The organism is Bradyrhizobium sp. UFLA03-84, from assembly GCF_002289535.1.
In the GTDB taxonomy this organism is placed as follows: domain Bacteria; phylum Pseudomonadota; class Alphaproteobacteria; order Rhizobiales; family Xanthobacteraceae; genus Bradyrhizobium; species Bradyrhizobium viridifuturi.
Genome location: NZ_NSJY01000013.1, coordinates 939,841 through 958,921 on the forward strand (window position 1 = coordinate 939,841; position 19,081 = coordinate 958,921).

At 64.6% G+C, this 19,081-nt stretch carries 16 protein-coding genes; 13 read left to right on the plus strand and 3 right to left on the minus strand.

The genetic code is table 11. The annotated features are described in order from the left end of the window. Window positions 1-11: 11 nt before the first annotated feature. Window positions 12-1,844, minus strand: coding sequence for an outer membrane protein assembly factor BamB family protein (locus CK489_RS18585; protein WP_095733237.1), 1,833 nt, complete (start codon window positions 1,842-1,844; stop codon window positions 12-14). A gap of 261 nt (window positions 1,845-2,105) precedes the next feature. Between CK489_RS18585 and CK489_RS18590 the strand changes: the two genes are divergently transcribed. From CK489_RS18590 to CK489_RS18600, 3 genes are all read left to right on the plus strand, one after another. Then, window positions 2,106-3,686, plus strand: a complete 1,581-nt coding sequence (locus CK489_RS18590; protein WP_095733238.1) for a sugar ABC transporter ATP-binding protein — start codon at window positions 2,106-2,108, stop codon at window positions 3,684-3,686. Further along, window positions 3,683-4,675: an ABC transporter permease gene (locus CK489_RS18595; protein ID WP_095733239.1), complete on the plus strand. Its 993-nt coding sequence runs from the start codon at window positions 3,683-3,685 to the stop codon at window positions 4,673-4,675. The genes CK489_RS18590 and CK489_RS18595 overlap by 4 nt, the downstream gene beginning before the upstream one ends. 96 nt (window positions 4,676-4,771) lie before the next feature. Beyond that, entirely contained in the window at window positions 4,772-5,923 is a 1,152-nt protein-coding gene (locus CK489_RS18600; protein ID WP_095733240.1) for a substrate-binding domain-containing protein, read from the plus strand. Window positions 5,924-6,003: 80 nt separating this feature from the next. Here the strand turns inward: CK489_RS18600 and CK489_RS18605 are convergent, their stop codons facing one another. Then, window positions 6,004-6,798: a DeoR/GlpR family DNA-binding transcription regulator gene (locus CK489_RS18605; protein ID WP_050627717.1), complete on the minus strand. Its 795-nt coding sequence runs from the start codon at window positions 6,796-6,798 to the stop codon at window positions 6,004-6,006. A gap of 349 nt (window positions 6,799-7,147) precedes the next feature. Between CK489_RS18605 and deoC the strand changes: the two genes are divergently transcribed. The 8 genes from deoC to CK489_RS18645 all read left to right on the plus strand — a co-directional run bounded on the left by deoC (window position 7,148) and on the right by CK489_RS18645 (window position 16,567). Next, entirely contained in the window at window positions 7,148-8,065 is a 918-nt protein-coding gene (gene deoC, locus CK489_RS18610; protein WP_245350458.1) for a deoxyribose-phosphate aldolase, read from the plus strand. Between the two features lie 10 nt (window positions 8,066-8,075). Further along, window positions 8,076-10,460 carry an aldehyde dehydrogenase family protein gene (locus tag CK489_RS18615; protein WP_095733241.1) on the plus strand — a complete coding sequence of 795 codons (2,385 nt, stop codon included), beginning with the start codon at window positions 8,076-8,078 and terminating at the stop codon, window positions 10,458-10,460. A 142-nt stretch (window positions 10,461-10,602) separates the two neighbouring features. Beyond that, the gene (locus CK489_RS18620; protein ID WP_050627784.1) at window positions 10,603-11,058 is read left to right on the plus strand and encodes an RbsD/FucU family protein; all 456 of its coding nucleotides are present in this window, start codon (window positions 10,603-10,605) and stop codon (window positions 11,056-11,058) included. A gap of 4 nt (window positions 11,059-11,062) precedes the next feature. Further along, the gene (gene rbsK / locus CK489_RS18625; RefSeq protein ID WP_095733242.1) at window positions 11,063-11,986 is read left to right on the plus strand and encodes a ribokinase; all 924 of its coding nucleotides are present in this window, start codon (window positions 11,063-11,065) and stop codon (window positions 11,984-11,986) included. Window positions 11,987-11,993: 7 nt separating this feature from the next. Beyond that, window positions 11,994-12,869 (plus strand): carbohydrate ABC transporter permease, encoded by an 876-nt coding sequence (locus CK489_RS18630; RefSeq protein ID WP_021076112.1) that lies wholly within the window; start codon window positions 11,994-11,996, stop codon window positions 12,867-12,869. Then, on the plus strand, window positions 12,866-13,903 hold the full coding sequence (locus tag CK489_RS18635; protein WP_095733243.1) for a carbohydrate ABC transporter permease: 1,038 nt from the start codon (window positions 12,866-12,868) through the stop codon (window positions 13,901-13,903). The genes CK489_RS18630 and CK489_RS18635 overlap by 4 nt, the downstream gene beginning before the upstream one ends. A gap of 27 nt (window positions 13,904-13,930) precedes the next feature. Next, on the plus strand, window positions 13,931-15,391 hold the full coding sequence (locus CK489_RS18640; RefSeq protein WP_095733244.1) for an extracellular solute-binding protein: 1,461 nt from the start codon (window positions 13,931-13,933) through the stop codon (window positions 15,389-15,391). Between the two features lie 84 nt (window positions 15,392-15,475). After that, on the plus strand, window positions 15,476-16,567 hold the full coding sequence (locus tag CK489_RS18645; RefSeq protein ID WP_095733245.1) for an ABC transporter ATP-binding protein: 1,092 nt from the start codon (window positions 15,476-15,478) through the stop codon (window positions 16,565-16,567). A gap of 28 nt (window positions 16,568-16,595) precedes the next feature. Here the strand turns inward: CK489_RS18645 and CK489_RS18650 are convergent, their stop codons facing one another. After that, a complete protein-coding gene (locus CK489_RS18650) occupies window positions 16,596-17,594 on the minus strand; it encodes an AraC family transcriptional regulator (protein ID WP_244486066.1) in 999 nt (332 codons plus the stop codon). Window positions 17,595-18,129: 535 nt separating this feature from the next. On the opposite strand from CK489_RS18650, the gene CK489_RS18655 reads away from it, so the two are divergent. Beyond that, on the plus strand, window positions 18,130-18,426 hold the full coding sequence (locus CK489_RS18655; RefSeq protein ID WP_244486065.1) for a hypothetical protein: 297 nt from the start codon (window positions 18,130-18,132) through the stop codon (window positions 18,424-18,426). 155 nt (window positions 18,427-18,581) lie between these two features. After that, the gene (locus CK489_RS18660; RefSeq protein WP_245350417.1) at window positions 18,582-18,941 is read left to right on the plus strand and encodes a BA14K family protein; all 360 of its coding nucleotides are present in this window, start codon (window positions 18,582-18,584) and stop codon (window positions 18,939-18,941) included. Window positions 18,942-19,081 lie beyond the last annotated feature (140 nt).

A 19,081-nucleotide genomic window follows, 5' to 3' on the forward strand; every position in this document is an offset into this window, starting at 1 on the left:
CTGAAATTGTGTCAGGGGTTACCGACCTCGAAGGCCAACAGAACGTTGCCGGGCAGGCCGCCCCATTGCGCGTAGCCGGAATTGACGTACAGCATGCCGTCCACAACGATCGGCCCGGGTCCGTCCATGGCGCCGCCATGGCCCGGAACGTCGTTGACCGTGGTGTAGTCGCGCGCGGTGTCGAATTCCCAGAGCAGCTTTGCGTCATCGGTCGCGTAAGCACGCAGGAAGCCGCTCACGCCGCCCGAGAACACCACGCCGGGAATTGTGGTGACCGCTGCGGAAAGAGCAGGACTGCATTGGGGGCGGTCGCCGCAGGCAACCGGCGCGACCTGCATCGCGATCTTCCCGGTCGCCAGATCGAGTCCGAACAGGCCGCCGCCTTCGCTTGAATTCAGGCGCCGCGAACCGTCACGAAGAAACCGCACATCCGAGTTGGCGACATAGATTCGGTCCTGGTCGGCGGCAGAGCCCCACTCGGTCCCGCCCAGCGGTCCACCTTGGCCGATCCGCGTCTGCCACAAGATCTTGCCTTCATGGTCGGGATCCAGCGCGTGGACCACGCCGGACTTCTGGCCGATGACGAGCACGCGATGTCCATCACGCAAGTTCACCAGGATCGGCGATTGCCCGAAGTCGTGATCGGGACCGCGATCTTGCGGACAGTTGCTCTGGTCGGTGCCGAAGCACGCGACGACGAAGCTGTCCTTGGGCGTCGCCTGCTGATGCCAAAGCATCTTGCCGGTCGAAAGATCGAACGCGAGGATGGCGTCGCTGGTGTCGGTTGCCGGGTCGGCATAGCTGTTCGATGTCGCGACATAGAGCGCCTTGCGTTGAACGTCGATGGTGGGAGCGGACCAGACCGACGCGCCGGCCGGGCCGAACAGCTGGGTCCCGATCGCGTTCGTCCTGGTCGGATGCGGCGCTTCAGCGATGGTGTAGGTCTTCCAGATATGCGCGCCAGTATCGGCCTTCAGCGCCACGACGCTGCCGCGAAACGTGCAGCATTGGTAGGTGGGGCGAGACCCCGTCGCTTCCTCGATCGATGACACGCCGACATAGACGGCGCCGGAGTAGAACACGGGTGCGCCGGTGATCCGGGCGGCCAGGTGGTCCTCGATCCTGGTCTTCCAGATCAGCGTGCCGGTTGTCGCATTCACCGCGTAGATGTTGGCGAGCAAGTCGCCGAAGAAGATCACCGGCTGGCCGTCATCCATCGCGGCGAAATTGATCGCCGCCCGGACCGGCGCGTCGGTCGGAAACACCCAGCGGGTACATCCGGTCTTGGCATCGAGGGCGTGGACCTTGCGGTCGGTGCCGCCGACGAACAGCAGGCCGCCGATGACGGTCGGCTGAGCGAACGCGATCGAGGCGCCGGGAAACCCGAAGGCCCATTTCAGGCGCAGCCGGGAGACCTGGTCGCGTGTGAGGCCGGCCATCGCCGCCGGCTGAAACCGGCTGTTGTTGAGATCCGCGCCCCAGCCGTTCCACCGTGGCCCATCGATCGCCTGGGGGAAGCCGGCCTCGCTCTGCGCACATTGGCCTGCGTTCGCGGCCGCCGCATGCGAGGCGGCCTTACCGGTGACGAGCGAGGCGATCGCCGCCCGCTCGTCATTGCTCAGTCCCTGCGCGAAGGATGCCATCGGGCCCGTGGTGATCGCGCCCAGAACCTCATCGAACGACCTCGATTGCAGCGCGGCGCGGCTCGGCGCCCGAATATTCGCGTCGGTGCTATCGTGACACTGCGCACAGCGTTGCGCGTAGAGGGCGGCACCGCCTTGCTGCGCTGTCGCAGGGAGGCAAAACCCGATCAGGGCGACGGCAATCGCAGCACTCAGTTTCATCTGGGTTCACCGGCATTGGCTTCGATGAGATGAGCGATCACAGCGTAGCACAACCCTGATGGATGTCGGCGTGCCCCGCGGAGGCCGGCGGTGCGTATCCGACGGTGCGGGGGCTCGATCGGCCGCCCTCGATTCCGACGCCGGCGGGCGCGATCTCCCATTGACAGGTCGGCTGTTGTGATAGAATTATAACACAATAAGTTGCAAAAATAACAAGATGTCATCATCGCATCAGCGTTTCGCGCGGGCGGCGGAGGAAAAATGGAATTGTCCGGTTCGATCGCTGCAGAGCCTCGGCCGTCGACGTCGCTCTTGATGGTCGGCGGCATCAACAAGCGCTTTGGCGGCGTGCGGGCGCTGCGCGACGTCAACCTCGAGGTCCGTGCCGGCGAGGTGCATGCCCTATTGGGCGAGAACGGGGCCGGAAAATCCACGCTGATCAAGATCCTCAGCGGCGTTCATACCGCCGACAGCGGCACCATCGAGATCGCCGGCAAGCCTGTGACGTTCGACAGCCCGGCACGGTCGCGTGAGGCCGGGATCGCCGTCGTCTATCAGGACCTCAGTCTCGTCGAATCGTTGAGCGTCGCCGACAACCTGCTGCTCGGCCGCGAGCCCCGCGCGCGGTTCGGCTTTGTCCGCAAGCGCGAATTGATGGCGAGGGCCGAAGCGTTCCTGGGCGAACTCGGCATTCCCCTGGATACCAAAGCTGCGGTCGGTTCGCTGCCGTTCGCCTACCGCCAGATGACGGAGATCGCCAAGGCGTTGATGGGCGAGGTGCGGCTGTTGATCCTCGATGAGCCGACATCTTCGCTGACCTCGGATGAGGTTCGCATCCTGTTTGACGCGATCGGCAAGGCGACGCGCCGCGGCGTCGGCGTGATCTACGTGACGCACCGGCTCAACGAGGTCTTCGAAATCTCGCAGCGGGTCACCGTGCTGCGCGATGGTGCCAACGCCGGCACCTTCGTCACCGCCGAGACCGACATGAAGCGGCTGGTGAACGCCATCATCGGCACCGATCGCTCGGCGCCCGCGGCGTCGCGCGCCGCGCCCGCGGCAGCGCGCGCGCTCGATCCGTCGCCGGTGCTGTCGCTGTCTGATGTGTCCAACGACCGGCTGTCGGCCGTCGACTTGTCGGTGATGAAGGGGGAGATCCATGGCCTTGCCGGATTGATTGGCAGCGGACGCACGGAGATTCTCGAGACGATCTTCGGACTTCGGCCGGTCGAGCGCGGCGCATTCGAGATCGAGGGCCGGCCATGGCTGCCGAACGGCCCGGCCGATGCGATCGAGCACGGCGTCGCGCTGGTGCCGGAAGATCGGCACGTGCAGGGCCTGGTGCTGGACCATTCGATCGAGCGCAACATCACGCTGCCGCGGATTCCGCATTTCTCGCGCTGGGGCTTCATGCAGCAGCGCGCTGCCATCAGGCGCGCGGAGACCGCGGTCGCGCGGCTATCGGTGAAGGCGCAGGGCGCCTCCAGCCTGGTCAGGACATTGTCCGGCGGCAACCAGCAGAAGGTCGTGTTCGGGAAATGGAATGATCCGCGGCCGCGCGTGCTGCTGCTCGACGAGCCGACCGTCGGCGTCGACGTCGGCGCACGCGAGGAAATCTATGGCGTGATCCGCAATGCCGCCCGCGACGGCAGCGGCGTGCTGGTCGTCTCGTCCGATCTCGTCGAACTGATCGAGCTCTGCGACCGCATCTCCGTGATCGTCGATGGACGCGTGGCGCGGACGCTGAAGCGCGGAGAGATCGTTGATGCCGAAGAGCTGCATCATCTGCTGCAGATCTACCAGGCTTCCGGACAAGGCGTATTGCAAGAGCTGCCCGCATGACTGAACTGACCGCGCCCAACGTCGCCGCCGCGCCGACCCGGTCCGACCGGCGCCGCAAGCTGCTGCAGAACCTGCTGCGGGGCGAGCGGCCCTACATGCTGTACATCGCCTTCGTGGTGCTGCTGGTGGTGTTCAGCCTGTCCTCGCCCTGGTTCCTGTCGGTCGACAATTTCCTGAATATCGGACGCCAGACCACGCTGGTATCGATCATCGCGGTCGGCATGACCTTCGTGATCATCGCGCGCCAGATCGATCTGTCGGTCGCATCGACATTGGCGCTGTCCGGCATGGCCGCAGCGCTCGCCATGAGCCAGATCAGCAACAGCTGGATCGTCGGCGCCGCCGCCGGGCTCGGCACCGGCGCGCTGGTCGGCTTGCTCAACGGCATCCTGACCACGCAGCTCTCGATTCCGTCCTTCCTGGTCACGCTGGGCTCGCTGAGCATGGCGCGGGGCCTCGCGATGATGGTGACCAACACCAAGCCGGTCATCATCACCAACGAGACCTATTTCGCGATCTTCGGCGAAGGCACGTTCCTGGGCATCCCCGTTCCGATCGCCTGGACGCTGGTGGCGATGATCGTCGGCATCCTGTTGCTGCACTACAATGTGTTCGGCCGCCGCATCTATGCGGTCGGCGGCAATCCGACTGCGGCGCTCTATTCCGGCATCAACACCAAATGGGTGACGACCGCGGCCTTCGTGCTGACCGGCGCGCTGGCCGGGCTCGCGGCGCTGGTGCTGTCGGCGCGCTCGCATGCCGCGCGGCCCGACGTCGTGCAGGGCATGGAGCTCGACGTCATCGCCGCCGTGATCCTCGGCGGCTGCAGCCTGTTTGGCGGCCGTGGTTACATTCTGGGGACGCTGTTCGGCAGCCTGATCATCGGCACGCTCAACAACGGCCTCGTGCTGCTCGGCGTCAGCTCGCCGATGCAACTCGTCATCAAGGGAGCGATCATCGTGGCCGCGGTCGCTTTCACGAAACGCTAGTCGGGATGCGGCGTCGGGACCGTAAGGCCCGCGTTGCGGCAGTAGGGGCAAGGTCGCCGGCCTCCGGTCAATCGGCGACCAAAAAGGGAGGAAACAATGAAACCAATCTTGCGACAAACCCTGCCGCTGACCGCGCTGATCGCGGCGACGGCGATTTCGATCGCCCCCTCGGCCCACGCCGAAGTGCCGGCAACCTGCGTCAAGGGCGTCGATCTGGCGACGCTCGGACCGAAATCGATCGTCGGTCAGGGGCCCCACGGCGAGAAGGCCGCGTCGCCCGAAGTGCTCGCACTGTCGGATGCCGATGCCGCCAAGGTCAAGGAGAAGCATTTCAAGGTCGGCATCTCGATGCAGACGGTCAACCTCGACTGGGCGCAGCTGCAGATCCAGGGCATCACCGACACGCTGAAGAAGTACGGCGTGACGGTGACGGGCGTCGCCTCGGCCGAATATCAGGTCGACAAGCAGATCGCCGACATCGAGAACACCATCCAGCAGCATCCGGACGGCATCATCTCGATCCCGGTCGATTTCACCGCGACCGCGCCGACCTACAAGAAAGTCGCCAAGGCCGGCATCAAACTGGTGCTGATGGACAGCATCCCGACCGGCCTCAAGCATCCCGAGGAATATGCCTCGATGATTTCGGCGGACAATCTGGGTAACGGGCAGATCGCGGCGCAGATCCTGGCCTCCTGCATGGCGCAGGGCGCCACCATCGGTCTCGTCAATTTCGGCGTCGACTATTTCAGCACCAACGAGCGCACCAAGGGCGTTCGCGAGTGGATGCAGAAGAACCGGCCGGACATCAAGATGAAGCAGGTCGACTTCACCGATCCGCCGAAAGTGTCGCAGATCGCGGGCGACTTCCTCACCGGCAATCCCGACGTCAAGGGCGTGTTCGCGGTCTGGGATCAGCCGGCGCTCGATACGTTGAGCTCTATGCGCGCGCAGGGCATCGACATTCCGGTCACGACCGTCGATCTCGGCCTGCAATCGGCGATCGAGATCGCCAAGGGTGGACCGCTGAAGGCGACCGGCTCGCAGCGTCCCTATGACCAGGGCGTCGCGGAGGCGATGGCCATGATGAACGCGCTGCTTGGCAAGGAGACGCCGGCCTGGGTTGGCGTGCAGTCGCTGCCGGTGACGCAGTCGAATGTGCTGGAATCCTACAAGACGGTGTTCAAGAAGGAGCCGCCGTCCGAACTGACCGACGCCTGCAACAAGGCGAAGCCGGCCTGCAACTGATCTTTGGCCAGCGATGCGCGGTGTCGCAACGGCGCGCATCGTGGACAAAGCTGACCCGGGCGAGCCAGCCCCCGCCCGGGTCAGATTGCGGTGGTCACATACTCGACCGGAAGGCTGCGGAAGTGCTTGCGCATGTCCGGCGACGCCGCGCCGCCGACGATGATCCGCGAGAACGCGCCGATATCGGAAAAGAATGCCGACTTGAGGCTGCCGAGCTTGCTCGCGTCGATCACCAGGATGCTCTCCATCGCGGTTTCGATGACAGCCCGCTTGACGGCGACCTCGTGAAAATTCGAGCAGCTCGCGCCGCGGGTCCAGTGCACGCCGCCGGCGGAAATGAAGGCCTTGTTGATGCCGAGCCGCCGCAGATAGGACAGGCCATCGTCCGATGCAAAGGACTGCGATGAGGGATGATAGAGCCCGCCCATCAGCATCACCTGCGTGCCGGGCCTATGCGTCACGATCGACGCCACGTTCATCGAATAGCAGATCACCGAGAGCGGCAGATCCTCGGGCAGGCAGTCCGCCAGCGACTGCATCGTGGTGCCGCAATCGATGAAGATCGTATCGCCTTCCTTGATCGAGGCGGCCGCAGCCCGGCAGGCGAGACGCTTGTCCTGGGTGTGCTGGTCGATCTCCTGCTCGAACGTGTACTTGATCGCGGTCGGCGATGCGGCGTTGACGACGTAGCCGCCGAGCAAGGCGAGGGCGGCCTCCGGGCCGGCAAGGTCACGCCGCACCGTCATTTCGGAGACCTTCAGGAGCTCGGCGGCATCCTTCAGGTGCAGCGCGCCACTCGATTCGACGGCGCGGCGCAGCCTCTGCAGGCGCTGGACGCGTGTCTCGCTTGGTCGTGCGTTCGGGGTTTCAGCCATTTTTGTCGCCGAGCTTGCTTATCTGATTGACAATGATCTTACAATGTTGTGAGTTTAGCAACGTCGATTTGTTACAATAATAACATCCAGTTTGGCGGCTCATCTGGCGTCGGGACGGTGTCGTTCCTCGGCAGGTGGCAAACCCAGCGGCAAGGTCAGGGGAGGATCACATGTTGCGATCGACACATTCAGTTTATCTGGCGATCTCGTCGATTCGCTAGGACCGCACGGCGTTTCCATGACGCAGAGCGTCCCCATGCAGAATCCGATCGCGCTGACCACGCTGCCGCCTTCCCCGGGCGGTGGGCATCCTCATTCGGCGCTGCGCAATAGCGGCCGCGCGCTCGACATGGATTGGGTCGACGAAATCAGGATCAACCTGTCGGCCGCCGAACGGCGGGTCGCGAGCCTGCCGGGCCGTCGTACGGTCAAGAAGGATGCGCAGGCGGCGTGGCTGCTCAAGGCGATCACCTGCATCGACCTGACGACGCTCAACGGCGACGATACCACCGAACGGGTGAAGCGCCTCTGCGCCAAGGCCAAGGCGCCCGTGCGCGGCGACCTTCTCGAGCGGCTCGGCTTTGCCGGGCGCGAGCTGCATACCGGCGCGGTCTGTGTCTACCATCGGTTCGTCGGCACGGCCGTCGAAGCGCTCGCTGGATCCGGCATCCCGGTCGCTGCGGTCTCGACCGGATTCCCGGCGGGGCTGATCCCCCACGAACTGAAGCTGAAGGAGATCGAGGCGTCGGTGCGCGACGGCGCGCAGGAGATCGACGTCGTCATCACGCGCGAGCACGTGCTGACTGGCGACTGGCGGGCGCTTTACGCCGAGGTCCAGGACTTCCGCGCCGTCTGCGACAACGCGCATCTGAAGACGATCCTGGCCACCGGCGACCTCAAGACGCTGCGCAATGTCGCCAAGGCATCGATGGTCTGCATGATGGCCGGTGCCGATTTCATCAAGACCTCGACCGGCAAGGAGGGCGTCAACGCCACGCTGCCGGTGACGCTGGCGATGCTGCGGATGATCCGCGTCTACCAGGAGCGCACCGGCTTCAAGATCGGCTTCAAGCCGGCCGGCGGAATCTCGACCGCAAAGGACGTGCTCAACTATCAGTTCCTGATGAAGGAGGAATTGGGGCGCGACTGGCTCGAGCCGGATCTGTTCCGCATCGGCGCCTCCAGCCTGCTTGCCGATATCGAGCGGCAGCTCGAGCATCACGTGACCGGCCACTATTCGGCTTTCAACCGCCACCCCGTGGGATGAGACTCCAGCGATGAGCGTCGCAAACTATTTCGAAACCATGGAGTATGGCCCCGCGCCCGAGGCGGACGGCGAAGCGCGCGCCTGGCTGGCGCGGCATGACGCCACGTTCGGGCATTTCATCGCCGGCAAGTTCACAACGCCGCATGCCGGCAAGCACCTCACCACGTTCGAGCCCGCCACCGGCAAGCCGCTGGCGCGCATCGCGCAGGGCGCGGCGTCCGACGTCGAGGCGGCGGTCAACGCCGCGCGCACGGCGCAGACGGCATGGGCGAAGCTTGGCGGTCACGGCCGCGCGCGTCATCTCTATGCACTGGCGCGCATGCTGCAGCGTCACGCCCGGCTGCTCGCCGTGCTGGAGGCGATCGACAACGGCAAGCCGATCCGCGAGACCCGCGATCTCGACGTGCCGCTCGCCGCCCGCCATTTCTACTATCACGCCGGCTGGGCGCAGTTGCAGGAGCGGGAATTCGCCGATCAGGCGCCGATCGGCGTGATCGGGCAGATCATCCCGTGGAATTTCCCGCTGCTGATGCTGGCCTGGAAGATCGCGCCGGCACTTGCCGCCGGCAACACGGTGGTGCTGAAGCCCGCGGAGTTCACCTCGCTGACCGCGCTGCTATTTGCCGAACTCTCGGCCGAGGCCGGCCTGCCGCCGGGCGTGTTGAACGTCGTGACCGGCGATGGTGCGACCGGCGCGCTGCTGGTCGAAAGTCCCGTCGACAAGATTGCCTTCACCGGCTCGACCGAGGTCGGGCGGCTGATCCGTCAGACGACGGCAGGCACCGGCAAATCGCTGACGCTCGAACTCGGCGGCAAGTCGCCGTTCATCGTATTCGACGATGCCGACATCGATGGCGCGGTGGAAGGCGTGGTCGATGCGATCTGGTTCAACCAGGGCCAGGTCTGCTGTGCCGGCTCGAGGCTGCTGCTGCAGGAAGGCATTGCTGACACCTTCCGCAGGCGGCTGATCCGCCGCATGTCGACGCTGCGCGTCGGCATGCCGCTCGACAAGGCGATCGACATGGGCGCGGTGGTCGCCCCGGTGCAGCTCGAGCGGATCAAGTCGCTGGTCGAGACCGGCGTGAAGGAAGGCGCCGAGAAATATCAGACGCCCGGCGCGATGCCCGCGGAGGGATGCTTCTATCCGCCGACGCTGCTTTGGAACGTGCATCCATCCTCGACGGTTGCGACTGAAGAGATCTTCGGTCCTGTCCTGGTTGCGATGACATTCCGCACGCCCGACGAGGCTGTCATGCTCGCCAACAACACGCGCTATGGCCTTGCCGCGAGCGTGTGGAGCGAGACGATTGGTCTTGCGCTCGACATCGCGCCGAAGTTGCTGGCCGGCGTCGTCTGGGTCAACGCCACCAACCTGTTCGACGCCAGCGTCGGGTTCGGCGGCTATCGTGAGTCCGGCTTCGGCCGCGAGGGTGGCCGTGAAGGCATGGTCGAATATCTCAAGCCCAAGGCCTGGAGCGGGCGCAAGGCGCGGCCCAAGGTATCGCCGCTGCCGATTGCGGCCGCCGCAAGTGCTGGATTCGACGTGCCGCCGATCGATCGGACGGCAAAACTGTTCGTCGGCGGCAAGCAGGTCCGCCCGGACGGCAATTATTCGCGCGCGGTGCTGTCGCCAAAGGGCCGGCGCCTCGGCGAGGTGGGCGAGGGCAATCGCAAGGATATCCGCAATGCGGTGGCCGCGGCGCGCTCAGCCGAATCGTGGGCGCGGGCGACAGCGCATAATCGCGCCCAGATCCTCTACTACCTTGCCGAAAATCTCTCCGCGCGCAGCGACGAGTTTGTCCGGCGCATCGCCGACATGACCGGCGTGTCGTCGGCAAAGGCGCGCACGGAAGTCGATGCGAGCATCGAGCGGCTGTTCAGCTATGGCGCCTGGGCCGACAAGTTCGAGGGATCCATCCACGCGCCGCCGCTGCGCGGCGTGGCGCTTGCAATGCATGAGCCGATCGGCGTGGTCGGTGTCGCCTGTCCGGACGAGGCGCCGCTGCTCGGCTTCATCAGCCTGGTCGCGCCGTTGGTTGCGATGGGCAACCGCGTCGTCGCGGTACCGAGCGAGCGGCATCCGCTCGCCGCGACGGATTTCTACCAGGTGCTCGAGACGTCTGATGTGCCGGGCGGCGTGGTCAACATCGTCACCGGTGAGCGCAACGAACTGGTCAAGGTGCTTGCCGAGCATGACGATGTCGACGCGCTCTGGGCGTTCGGGTCGCAAGACGCGTCGGCGGCCGCGGAACGGCTGTCGATCGGCAACCTCAAGCGGACGCTGGTCGATCATGGCCTCGCGCTCGACTGGTACGACAAGGCCGCGAGCGAGGGCCCGATCCTGCTCCGCCATGCCGTGCAGGTGAAGAACATCTGGATTCCGTACGGCGACTAGAGCGTTCTCAAGCGAGGTGGGTACCGGTTCGCGTGAAGACGACGCGTCAAGACTGGAATCTAGGGACGTCACCTTGCGGTGATATGGATGGGGTCCGGACCGTCAGAGTCCGGCGATGCTGAAGACGAGGGAGGGACGCTACATGCTCAAGGGCATCAATCCACTGCTCAATGCCGACGTGCTCTATGCCCTACGGGCGATGGGGCACGGCGATCGCTTGGTGGTGTGCGACACCAATTTTCCGGCCGACTCGATCGCGCGCCAGAGCGTGCTGGGCGAGTTGCTGCGCATCGACAATGTGAGCGCCGCCAAGGCGGTCGAAGCCGTGCTCTCGGTGATGCCGCTCGATACCTTCGTCGACGATGCCGCGATCCGCATGGAGATTGTCGGCCAACCGCAGGAGGTGCCCCCCGTGCAGCACGAGGTGCAGACCGCGATCGATCGTGCCGAGGGACGGTCCTGGCCTCTGGTCGGCGTCGAGCGCCACGCGTTCTATGAGAAGGCGAAGGCGGCCTACTGTGTGATCGCGACCGGTGAGCGGCGCTTCTACGGCTGCTTCCTGCTCACCAAGGGCGTCATCGCGCCGGACGGGGAGTAACGACATGAGCAAGAATGGCGTCGCCGTCCTCGGCGTGTTCGTCGTCGATCTGGCGTTCCGCGCCGGCAACATGCCAGCGATCGGCGAGACGATCGCCGGATCGGGATTTGCCATGGGGCCCGGCGGCAAGGGATCCAATCAGGCTGTCGCGGCAGCAAGGGCCGGTGCCAGCGTGAGCTTCATCTCGCGGATCGGCAGCGACGCCTTCGGCGAGCTGGCGGTCAAGACCTGGGAGGCCGAGGGAATTCGGCCGCGGGTGGCGAGGACTGCGGACGCGCCGACCGGCGCTGCGTTCATCTACGTCCATGAGACGCGCGGCGACAACGCGATCATCGTGGTGCCGGGTGCGGCGGGCGGCATCAGCCCGGCCGATGTCGACGCGGTCGCGGACGCTATCAGAGACTCCAGGGTGTTCGTGACGCAGCTCGAGCAGCCGGTCGATGTGGCATTCCGGGGGCTCGAGGTCGCGCGTGCCGCCGGCAGCATCACGGTGTTCAATCCGGCGCCGGCGATCAAGTTCGACGATAGCCTGTTTGCGCTGTGCGATTATGTTGTTCCGAACGAGACCGAGGCCGAAGCGTTGACCGGGATCGCGGTCGGCGATCTCGCCGGCGCCCGACGTGCCGGCGACGCGTTGCTGGCGAAGGGCGCCGGCACGGCGCTGATCACGCTCGGCGAGCGTGGCGCGCTGTTCCATGCGCGGGACCGCTCGCTGCACGTGCCGCCGTTTGCCGCCGGCAAGGTGGTCGAGACCACCGGCGCGGGCGATGCCTTCGTCGGCGGCTTCGCTGCGGCGCTCGCCGATGGCGTCGATCCGCTCGAGGCTGCGCGGTTCGGTTCGGCTACGGCCGGAATTTCGGTCACGCGTCCCGGGACCGCGCCCGCAATGCCGCAGCGTGCCGAGATCGAAGCGCTGCTGAAGGGATGATCGCGCGATGATGCGGAACGATCCGATCAAGCATGTCTTCATCTGGCCGGCGGTGCTCGTCGTGCTGGCGATCTCGATCTTTCCGCTGATCTATTCGCTGACCACGAGCTTCCTCAGCTATCGCCTGATCCCGCCGATCCCGCCGCGCGTGGTCTGGCTCGGCAATTATGCGACGCTGTTGCAGGAGCCGCGGTTCTGGAGTGCGCTCTTCACGACGACGCTGATCGCCTTCATCGCGGTCGGCCTGCAATACGCGATCGGTTTCGGCGTCGCGCTGGCACTGAACGCGCGGGTGCCGGGCGAGCGGCTGTTTCGCGTCGCCTTGCTGCTGCCGATGCTGCTTGCGCCGGTGGCGGTCGCGCTGGTGGCGCGCATGATGTTCAACCCGACCATGGGACCGCTCAACCAGTTCCTGTCGAAGTTCGGGCTGGTCAATCTGCCCTTCCTCACCAATGGACATTGGGCACTCGCCTGCATCATCGCGGTCGAGGTCTGGCAATGGACGCCGTTCGTCATCCTGATGATGCTGGCCGGCCTGCAAACGCTTCCCGAAGACGTCTATGAGGCCGCCGAGCTGGAGAATGCCAGCGCCTGGCAGCAGTTCTGGGGGATCACCTTTCCGATGATGCTGCCGATCTCGGCCGCAGTCGTCTTCATCCGCCTGATCGAGAGCTACAAGATCATGGATACGGTGTTCGTGATGACGGGCGGCGGGCCGGGCGTCGACACCGAGACGCTGACCTTGTTCGCCTATCAGGAAGGCTTCAAGAAGTTCAATCTCGGCTACACGTCGGCACTCAGCTTCCTGTTCCTGATCGCGATCACGATCATCGGCGTCACCTATCTGGCGCTGCTGCGGCCGCATCTGGAGAAGCGCCGATGAGCGGGCAGGGCTTGACGGGACTGTCGCCATGGAGCCGCCGGCTGGTCGCGGTCGGCGTTCTCGCCTGGTGCCTGATCACGGTGTTTCCGCTCTATTGGGTGGTCGTGACCGCGTTCAAGACGCCGCCGGGCGTCGTCGGCGGGCCGACTTACATTCCGTTTGTCGACTTCACGCCGACCCTGCAGCCGTTTATCGATCTCTATCAGGGGATTCGCGGCGAGTTCTTCCGGACCTTCCTTAACTCGACCATCGTAGGCCTGTCGGCGGCGGCGATCGCCACCGCGATCGGTGCGATGGCGGCCTATGCGCTGGTGCGGTTCGAGTTCAAGGTCCGGTTCGGCGCGGGCCTCGTGTTCTTCCTGCTTGCGCTCGCCGGCTACCTCTTCTTCAACGCGACGTTCGGATTGACCCGCCCGCAGGCACTTCTGCTCGCCTTTCCGATCGCGCTGGTCGCAGCCGTCATCGCCAATCGCCTGCCGCTGCCCGGACCGATCCTCGGCAATGAAGACATCCTGTTCTGGTTCGTGAGCCAGCGCATGTTTCCGCCGATCGTCACGGCCTTCGCGCTGTATCTGCTCTACAGCGAGATCGGCCGGCTCGGTTTCCAACTGATCGACAGCTATGTCGGCCTGACGCTGTGCTACGTCGCGTTCTCGCTGCCGATCGTGGTCTGGCTGATGCGCGACTTCTTCGAGGCGATCCCGATCGAGGTCGAGGAAGCCGCGATGGTCGATAACGTGCCGAGCTGGCGCATCTTCATCGGCATCGTGGTGCCGATGTCGATGAACGGGCTGCTGGCGACGTTCATGATCACGCTGGCCTTTGTGTGGAACGAGTTCCTGTTCGCGCTGTTCCTGACCAATTCCAGATGGCAGACGCTGCCCATCCTGGTGGCGGGACAGAACAGCCAGCGCGGCGACGAATGGTGGGCGATCTCGGCTGCGGCGCTCGTGGCCATCGTTCCCATGATGATCATGGCGGGCCTGCTCAGCCGGATGATGCGGTCGGGCCTGCTGCTTGGGGCCATCAAATAGCAAAAACTTTGTAGGGAGGACTAGACGATGTTACGACGGACGTTCCTGATGCTGACCACCTCGCTCGCGATGGCCTGCGCCGCGGGCCAGGCGAATGCTGCCTGCAGCCCGGATTACACCGGCGTCACCTTGACGGTGGCGTCGCAGACCGGACCGTATATCGCCTCCGCGCTCAAGCTCGGCGCCGATGAATGGGCCAAGAAGACCTGCGGCAAGGTCAACGTCGTCGAGTTTCCATGGTCCGAGCTCTATCCGAAGATCGCGACATCGCTGACCGCGTCGGACGCGACGTTCGACCTCGTCAGCTTCGCGCCGGCCTGGCTGCCGGACTTCGTGCCCTATCTCAGCGAGATGCCGAAGGAGATGCAGTCCGGCAAGGACTGGGACGATATCGAGCCGGCCTATCGCGAACGGCTGATGGTGTGGGAAGGCAAGATTTACTCGCAATCGATGGACGGCGACGTCCATACCTATACGTATCGCACCGACCTGTTCAGCGATCCCAAGGAGAAGGACGCCTTCAAGGCCAAGTACGGCTACGATCTCGCGCCGCCGAAGACCTGGAAGCAGTATCTCGACATCGCGGAGTTCTTCCAGCGGCCCGACAAGGGGCTGTGGGGAACGGCGGAAGCCTTCCGTCGCGGCGGTCAGCAGTTCTGGTTCTTCTTCAGCCACGCGGCGGCCTACACCAACAATCCGAACTATCCCGGCGCGATGTTCTTCGACCCCGAGACGATGGACGCACAGATCAACAATCCGGGCTGGGTGAAGGGGCTCGAGGAATACATCAAGGCATCGAAGCTCGGGCCGCCCAACGCGCTGAACTTCTCGTTCGGCGAGGTTAACGCGGCGGTCGCCGGCGGGCAGGTCGCGGAATCGATCGGCTGGGGCGATACCGGCGTCATCGCCGCCGACCCGAAGCAGTCGAAGATTTCGGGCAAGGTCGGCTCGGCGATGCTGCCCGGCTCGGACCAGATCTGGAACGCCAAGACCAAGACGTGGGATAAATTCCCGAGCGTGCTGCCGGGCCCGTTCATGGCATTCGGCGGCTGGCAGATCGCGGTGCCGAAGGCCGGCAAGAACCAGAAGGCGGCGTGGGACTTCGTCAAAACGCTGACCAGCCCCGAGGTGTCGGGCCAGGCGGCGATCACCGGCGGCAGCGGCGTCAATCCCTACCGCAAATCGCACACCGCCAATCTGCAACTGTGGAGCAAGATCTTCTCGCCGGAAGAGGCCAAGGAATATCTCGGCGCGCAATCGGACTCCATCAATGCCAAGAATGTCGCACTCGACATGCGTCTGCCCGGCTATTTCTCCTATACCGAGGTCGTGGAGATCGAGCTCGGCAAGGCGTTGGCCGGCCAGACCACGCCGCAGGCAGCGCTCGACGCGATGGCGAAGGAGTGGAACAGGCTGACCGACGAGTTCGGCCGGGCCAAGCAGCTCGCGGCCTATCGCGCGGCGATGGGCCTTCCGCCGAAGAACTAGCTTTCAACCGAGGCATCCCGGATGATGCGCGAGCGTCATCCGGGATTTTGACGAACCGTCGACGAAGGGACGGAAAAGGATTCCATGGCGCACGTCGAGATCGAGAACGTCAGCAAGGCATACGGGCCCTACAAGATCATCGAAGGGCTCGACCTCAAGGTGGCCGACGAGGAGTTTGTCGTGCTGGTCGGCCCGTCCGGCTGCGGCAAGACGACGACGCTGCGCATGATCGCGGGACTGGAGGCGGTCACCAGCGGAACCATCCGCATCGGCAACCGCGACGTGACGCAGCTGCGCCCCGGCCTGCGCAACTGCGCGATGGTGTTCCAGAACTACGCGCTCTATCCGCACATGACGGTCGCCGAGAACATCGGTTACGGCATGAAGGTGCGCGGCGAGCAGCGCGCCAGCATCGACAAGGCCGTGGGTGACGTGGCGCGGGTCCTCGACCTCGATCAATATTTGCAGCGTCGGCCGAAGCAGCTTTCCGGCGGGCAGCGCCAGCGCGTCGCGATCGGCCGCGCCATCGTGCGCAGCCCGGACGTATTCCTGTTCGACGAGCCGTTGTCCAACCTCGACGCCAAGCTCCGCATCGAGATGCGGACCGAGATCAAGGCGCTGCACCGCCGCCTCGCCAAGACGATCGTCTATGTCACGCACGACCAGGTCGAAGCCATGACGATGGCCGACCGCGTCGTGGTGATGAACAAGGGCCGGATCGAACAGGCAGCCGATCCGATCACGATCTACGAGAAGCCCAGCAACCTCTTTGTCGCGGGCTTCATGGGCGCACCCAGCATGAACTTCATCCATGGCGTGCTCACGGCTCGCGACGGCGCGCTCACCTTCACCGAGCCGTCCGGCACGGCATTGAAGGTGCCGAAGTCGCGTGAGGCTGCTTATGCGGGCAGCGTCGGCAAGCCCGTGGTGCTCGGTGTGCGACCCGATCATGTGCTGCGCGAAGGCGCGCCGGCGGGCTCTTCCATCCGCATATTTGTGAAGGACGTGGAGCCGCTCGGGCCGCATACGCTCGTGATCGGGACCGTCGGCGCATTCGCGTTCACCGCGCAAATGCCGGTCGGCGTCGCCGCCGAGCCGGATCAATTCATTGACGTCGCGCTCGACCTCGAGCGCACGCATCTATTCGACAAGGCGTCAGGGATGGCGATTTGCTGATCTGCCGGAGTGCTCGACAACCGCGCGCTCAGCCGCAGAAGCCGCGTGCTCGCCGCACTGTATCGGATGGATAAAGGCCGAACGCAGAGCGGTACACCGCCGCAAACCGGCCCATATGTGTAAAGCCCCACTTCAGCGCAACTTCGCTGACCGGAAGCAGGTTCTCGGGTCGCGATAGCTCATCGTGGATCGCCTCGAGCCGAACTTGTCGCAAATAGGCGACCGGCGTCGTGCCGTGAATTTTGCGGAAGCCCAATTGCAGCAGCCGGCTGCTGACACCGACTGTCGCGGCAATGTCCGATATCGTCAGCGGCAGATGAGGGTTTGCGCGCATATAATCGACAGCCCGCCTGATGTAACGCGGCGGCGCATCCAGCGGGTGGCGGTTCAACCGGTCGCTCAGCCGATGTGGAACGTTCTCGAGGATGAGCTGTATCGTGGCCTCGGACAGCAGCGCGCTGGCTTTTGGAGAGCGCGCCAGGGTGCCGTCGTACAGGCCGCTCGCGCTCGTACGCACGAGCTGAAGGAGCGTCTGCCCGGCGCCGGTCGACAAGTCGACGATGGGTGTCAAATTGAGATCTTCGAGCGCCGCGCTCCCGAATGTCGCGGACAGCACCTTCGAAACGACGCCCGTATGCAGGGTAAGGGTGACGCTCGAGTATCGTCCATCGACCGCTTCGACACGCTGTGCCTGCATCGTCGGGAGGGGGACGATAGCGATCTCGGACGGGGTTCGCTCGACGTTCTTTCCCGCAATGCGCGTCTCGGCCTTGCCGGCATTCAGCAGGCTTATTGCGAGTTCTCCGGCAGAGTCCTCGTACGAGTAGCGCCAATCCCACCCTGCAGAGAGATCCGCCCGTACAACATCAATCTCCGCGCCAATTGCAATATCCGCATGCCAACGAAACGATTGGTCGGGCTGCAGCGGGGAGTTGGTACTGATCCCGTGCGGTCTGAGCATTTCAAGGAGTTCTTCAAACGAAGAGCCCGATCGTGTGGGAGGTGCAGCGAGTACGTCTTCGATCATCAAATCCTAACCAATTGCTGTGTGCGAAGTGACCCGATCCATCAGACCGGGGGTATCCATCCCCTGAGACGTCTGCCACACGCACAAACCGCACGGTCACACTAACACAGCCTTGGGGAATTCAGGTCGCGTTCTCATTTTCGTCCCACTCGATATCCAATTGCCGAACAGGATATCCGGATCGCGAAATCGAGCGGCGAAATGTAAGATTTGATCCAATTCGCTCGCCTCCGGAGCGTGTTCGTTGCGGTCACGCCTGCTGCAGTGCTGGCGTTTCAGAATACCAGCGAGCGTGGCGGCGCACGCAACCGTTCATGCTAGCCAAAATCCGAACGCATCCATCCAGAATGCGATGGCGTCCATGGACTCATAGCCCATTTGGCCTAAATGCTGCGGGCCTACTCAAACGGGTTATGAAAGCATGCTTACAAGGATAACTTGCGTACTCGCGCTCACGGTTCTTTCGTCCATACCTGCGCTGGCCGATAGCTGCGCAGATCACGTCCAGAGCACCGGCGTTCCGATGGTCACGGGCATGACGCACAAGACCTGGATGATCTTCCCGTCGGTCAATCCCGCTGCTGCCCTCGACAAGGTGTCCCGCGCAGTCCTGGCCGAGGGTTTTGTCGGTGTGAACGTGGACAAGAAGCTCGGCACGCTGACCGTTCAGCAGGAGACCACCGGATCCGGCCGGCCACAAACGTTGCAGGTCGTCGTCCGCAAGGACGTCAAGGGCAGCCGCGTCGATGCGACCTTCATCTTGCCGCCGGGACAGTTGGCTCCGGGTGTCGGCGATAATCTCTGCCGCGTCGTGAACGCAGCCGGCCAATGAACTCCGCCCATCCGTGAAGCAGGCTGACGCGCGAATTGTAACCGGCCGCGCGTGTCCGGGTGTCGTCCGGTCCGGGACCAGACGAGCCCATTTATGTCGAGGGAATCGGGACGCAGGTACCGGCCTGCGCCCACAGCAATGAAGCAGGAGATATGATGCGTAGGGCTCGCTTTCTGAAAGTCGTTTTGACGGCCACCACCGGCGTTATGATGTTTTCCGCCTCCGCAATCTCGGCTCCGCTGCAGCATGCTACCGGTGTTGCGGCCGCAGCGCCGGCCGTGACCGAGAAGGTCTGGTGCCGCTACGGGAACTGCGATGGCGGCGCGGCCGTCGGCGGACTGGTCGGCGGCCTCATCGGCGGCGTCATCGCGGCCGGTGCGGCCAACGCCGCCGCGCAGCAGGAAGCTGCGGCCGCCCAGCAGCACGCGACGTCCTGCGCCCAGCGCTATCGCTCGTACGATCCGGCGTCGAATACGTTCCAGGCCAAGGACGGCCGGCGCTATCCCTGCCAGTAAGCGGTGAGACGCAGCTGCGCCTGCTCCGGTAAGCCGGAGCAGGCGTTCGACCGCGCCGGGGCAGAACGGAGCCGCTGCCCGCGAATCGAGCGAGATATTTGGCTGAATCGGTTCCCGCCCCGCGTCTGGATGTACGGATC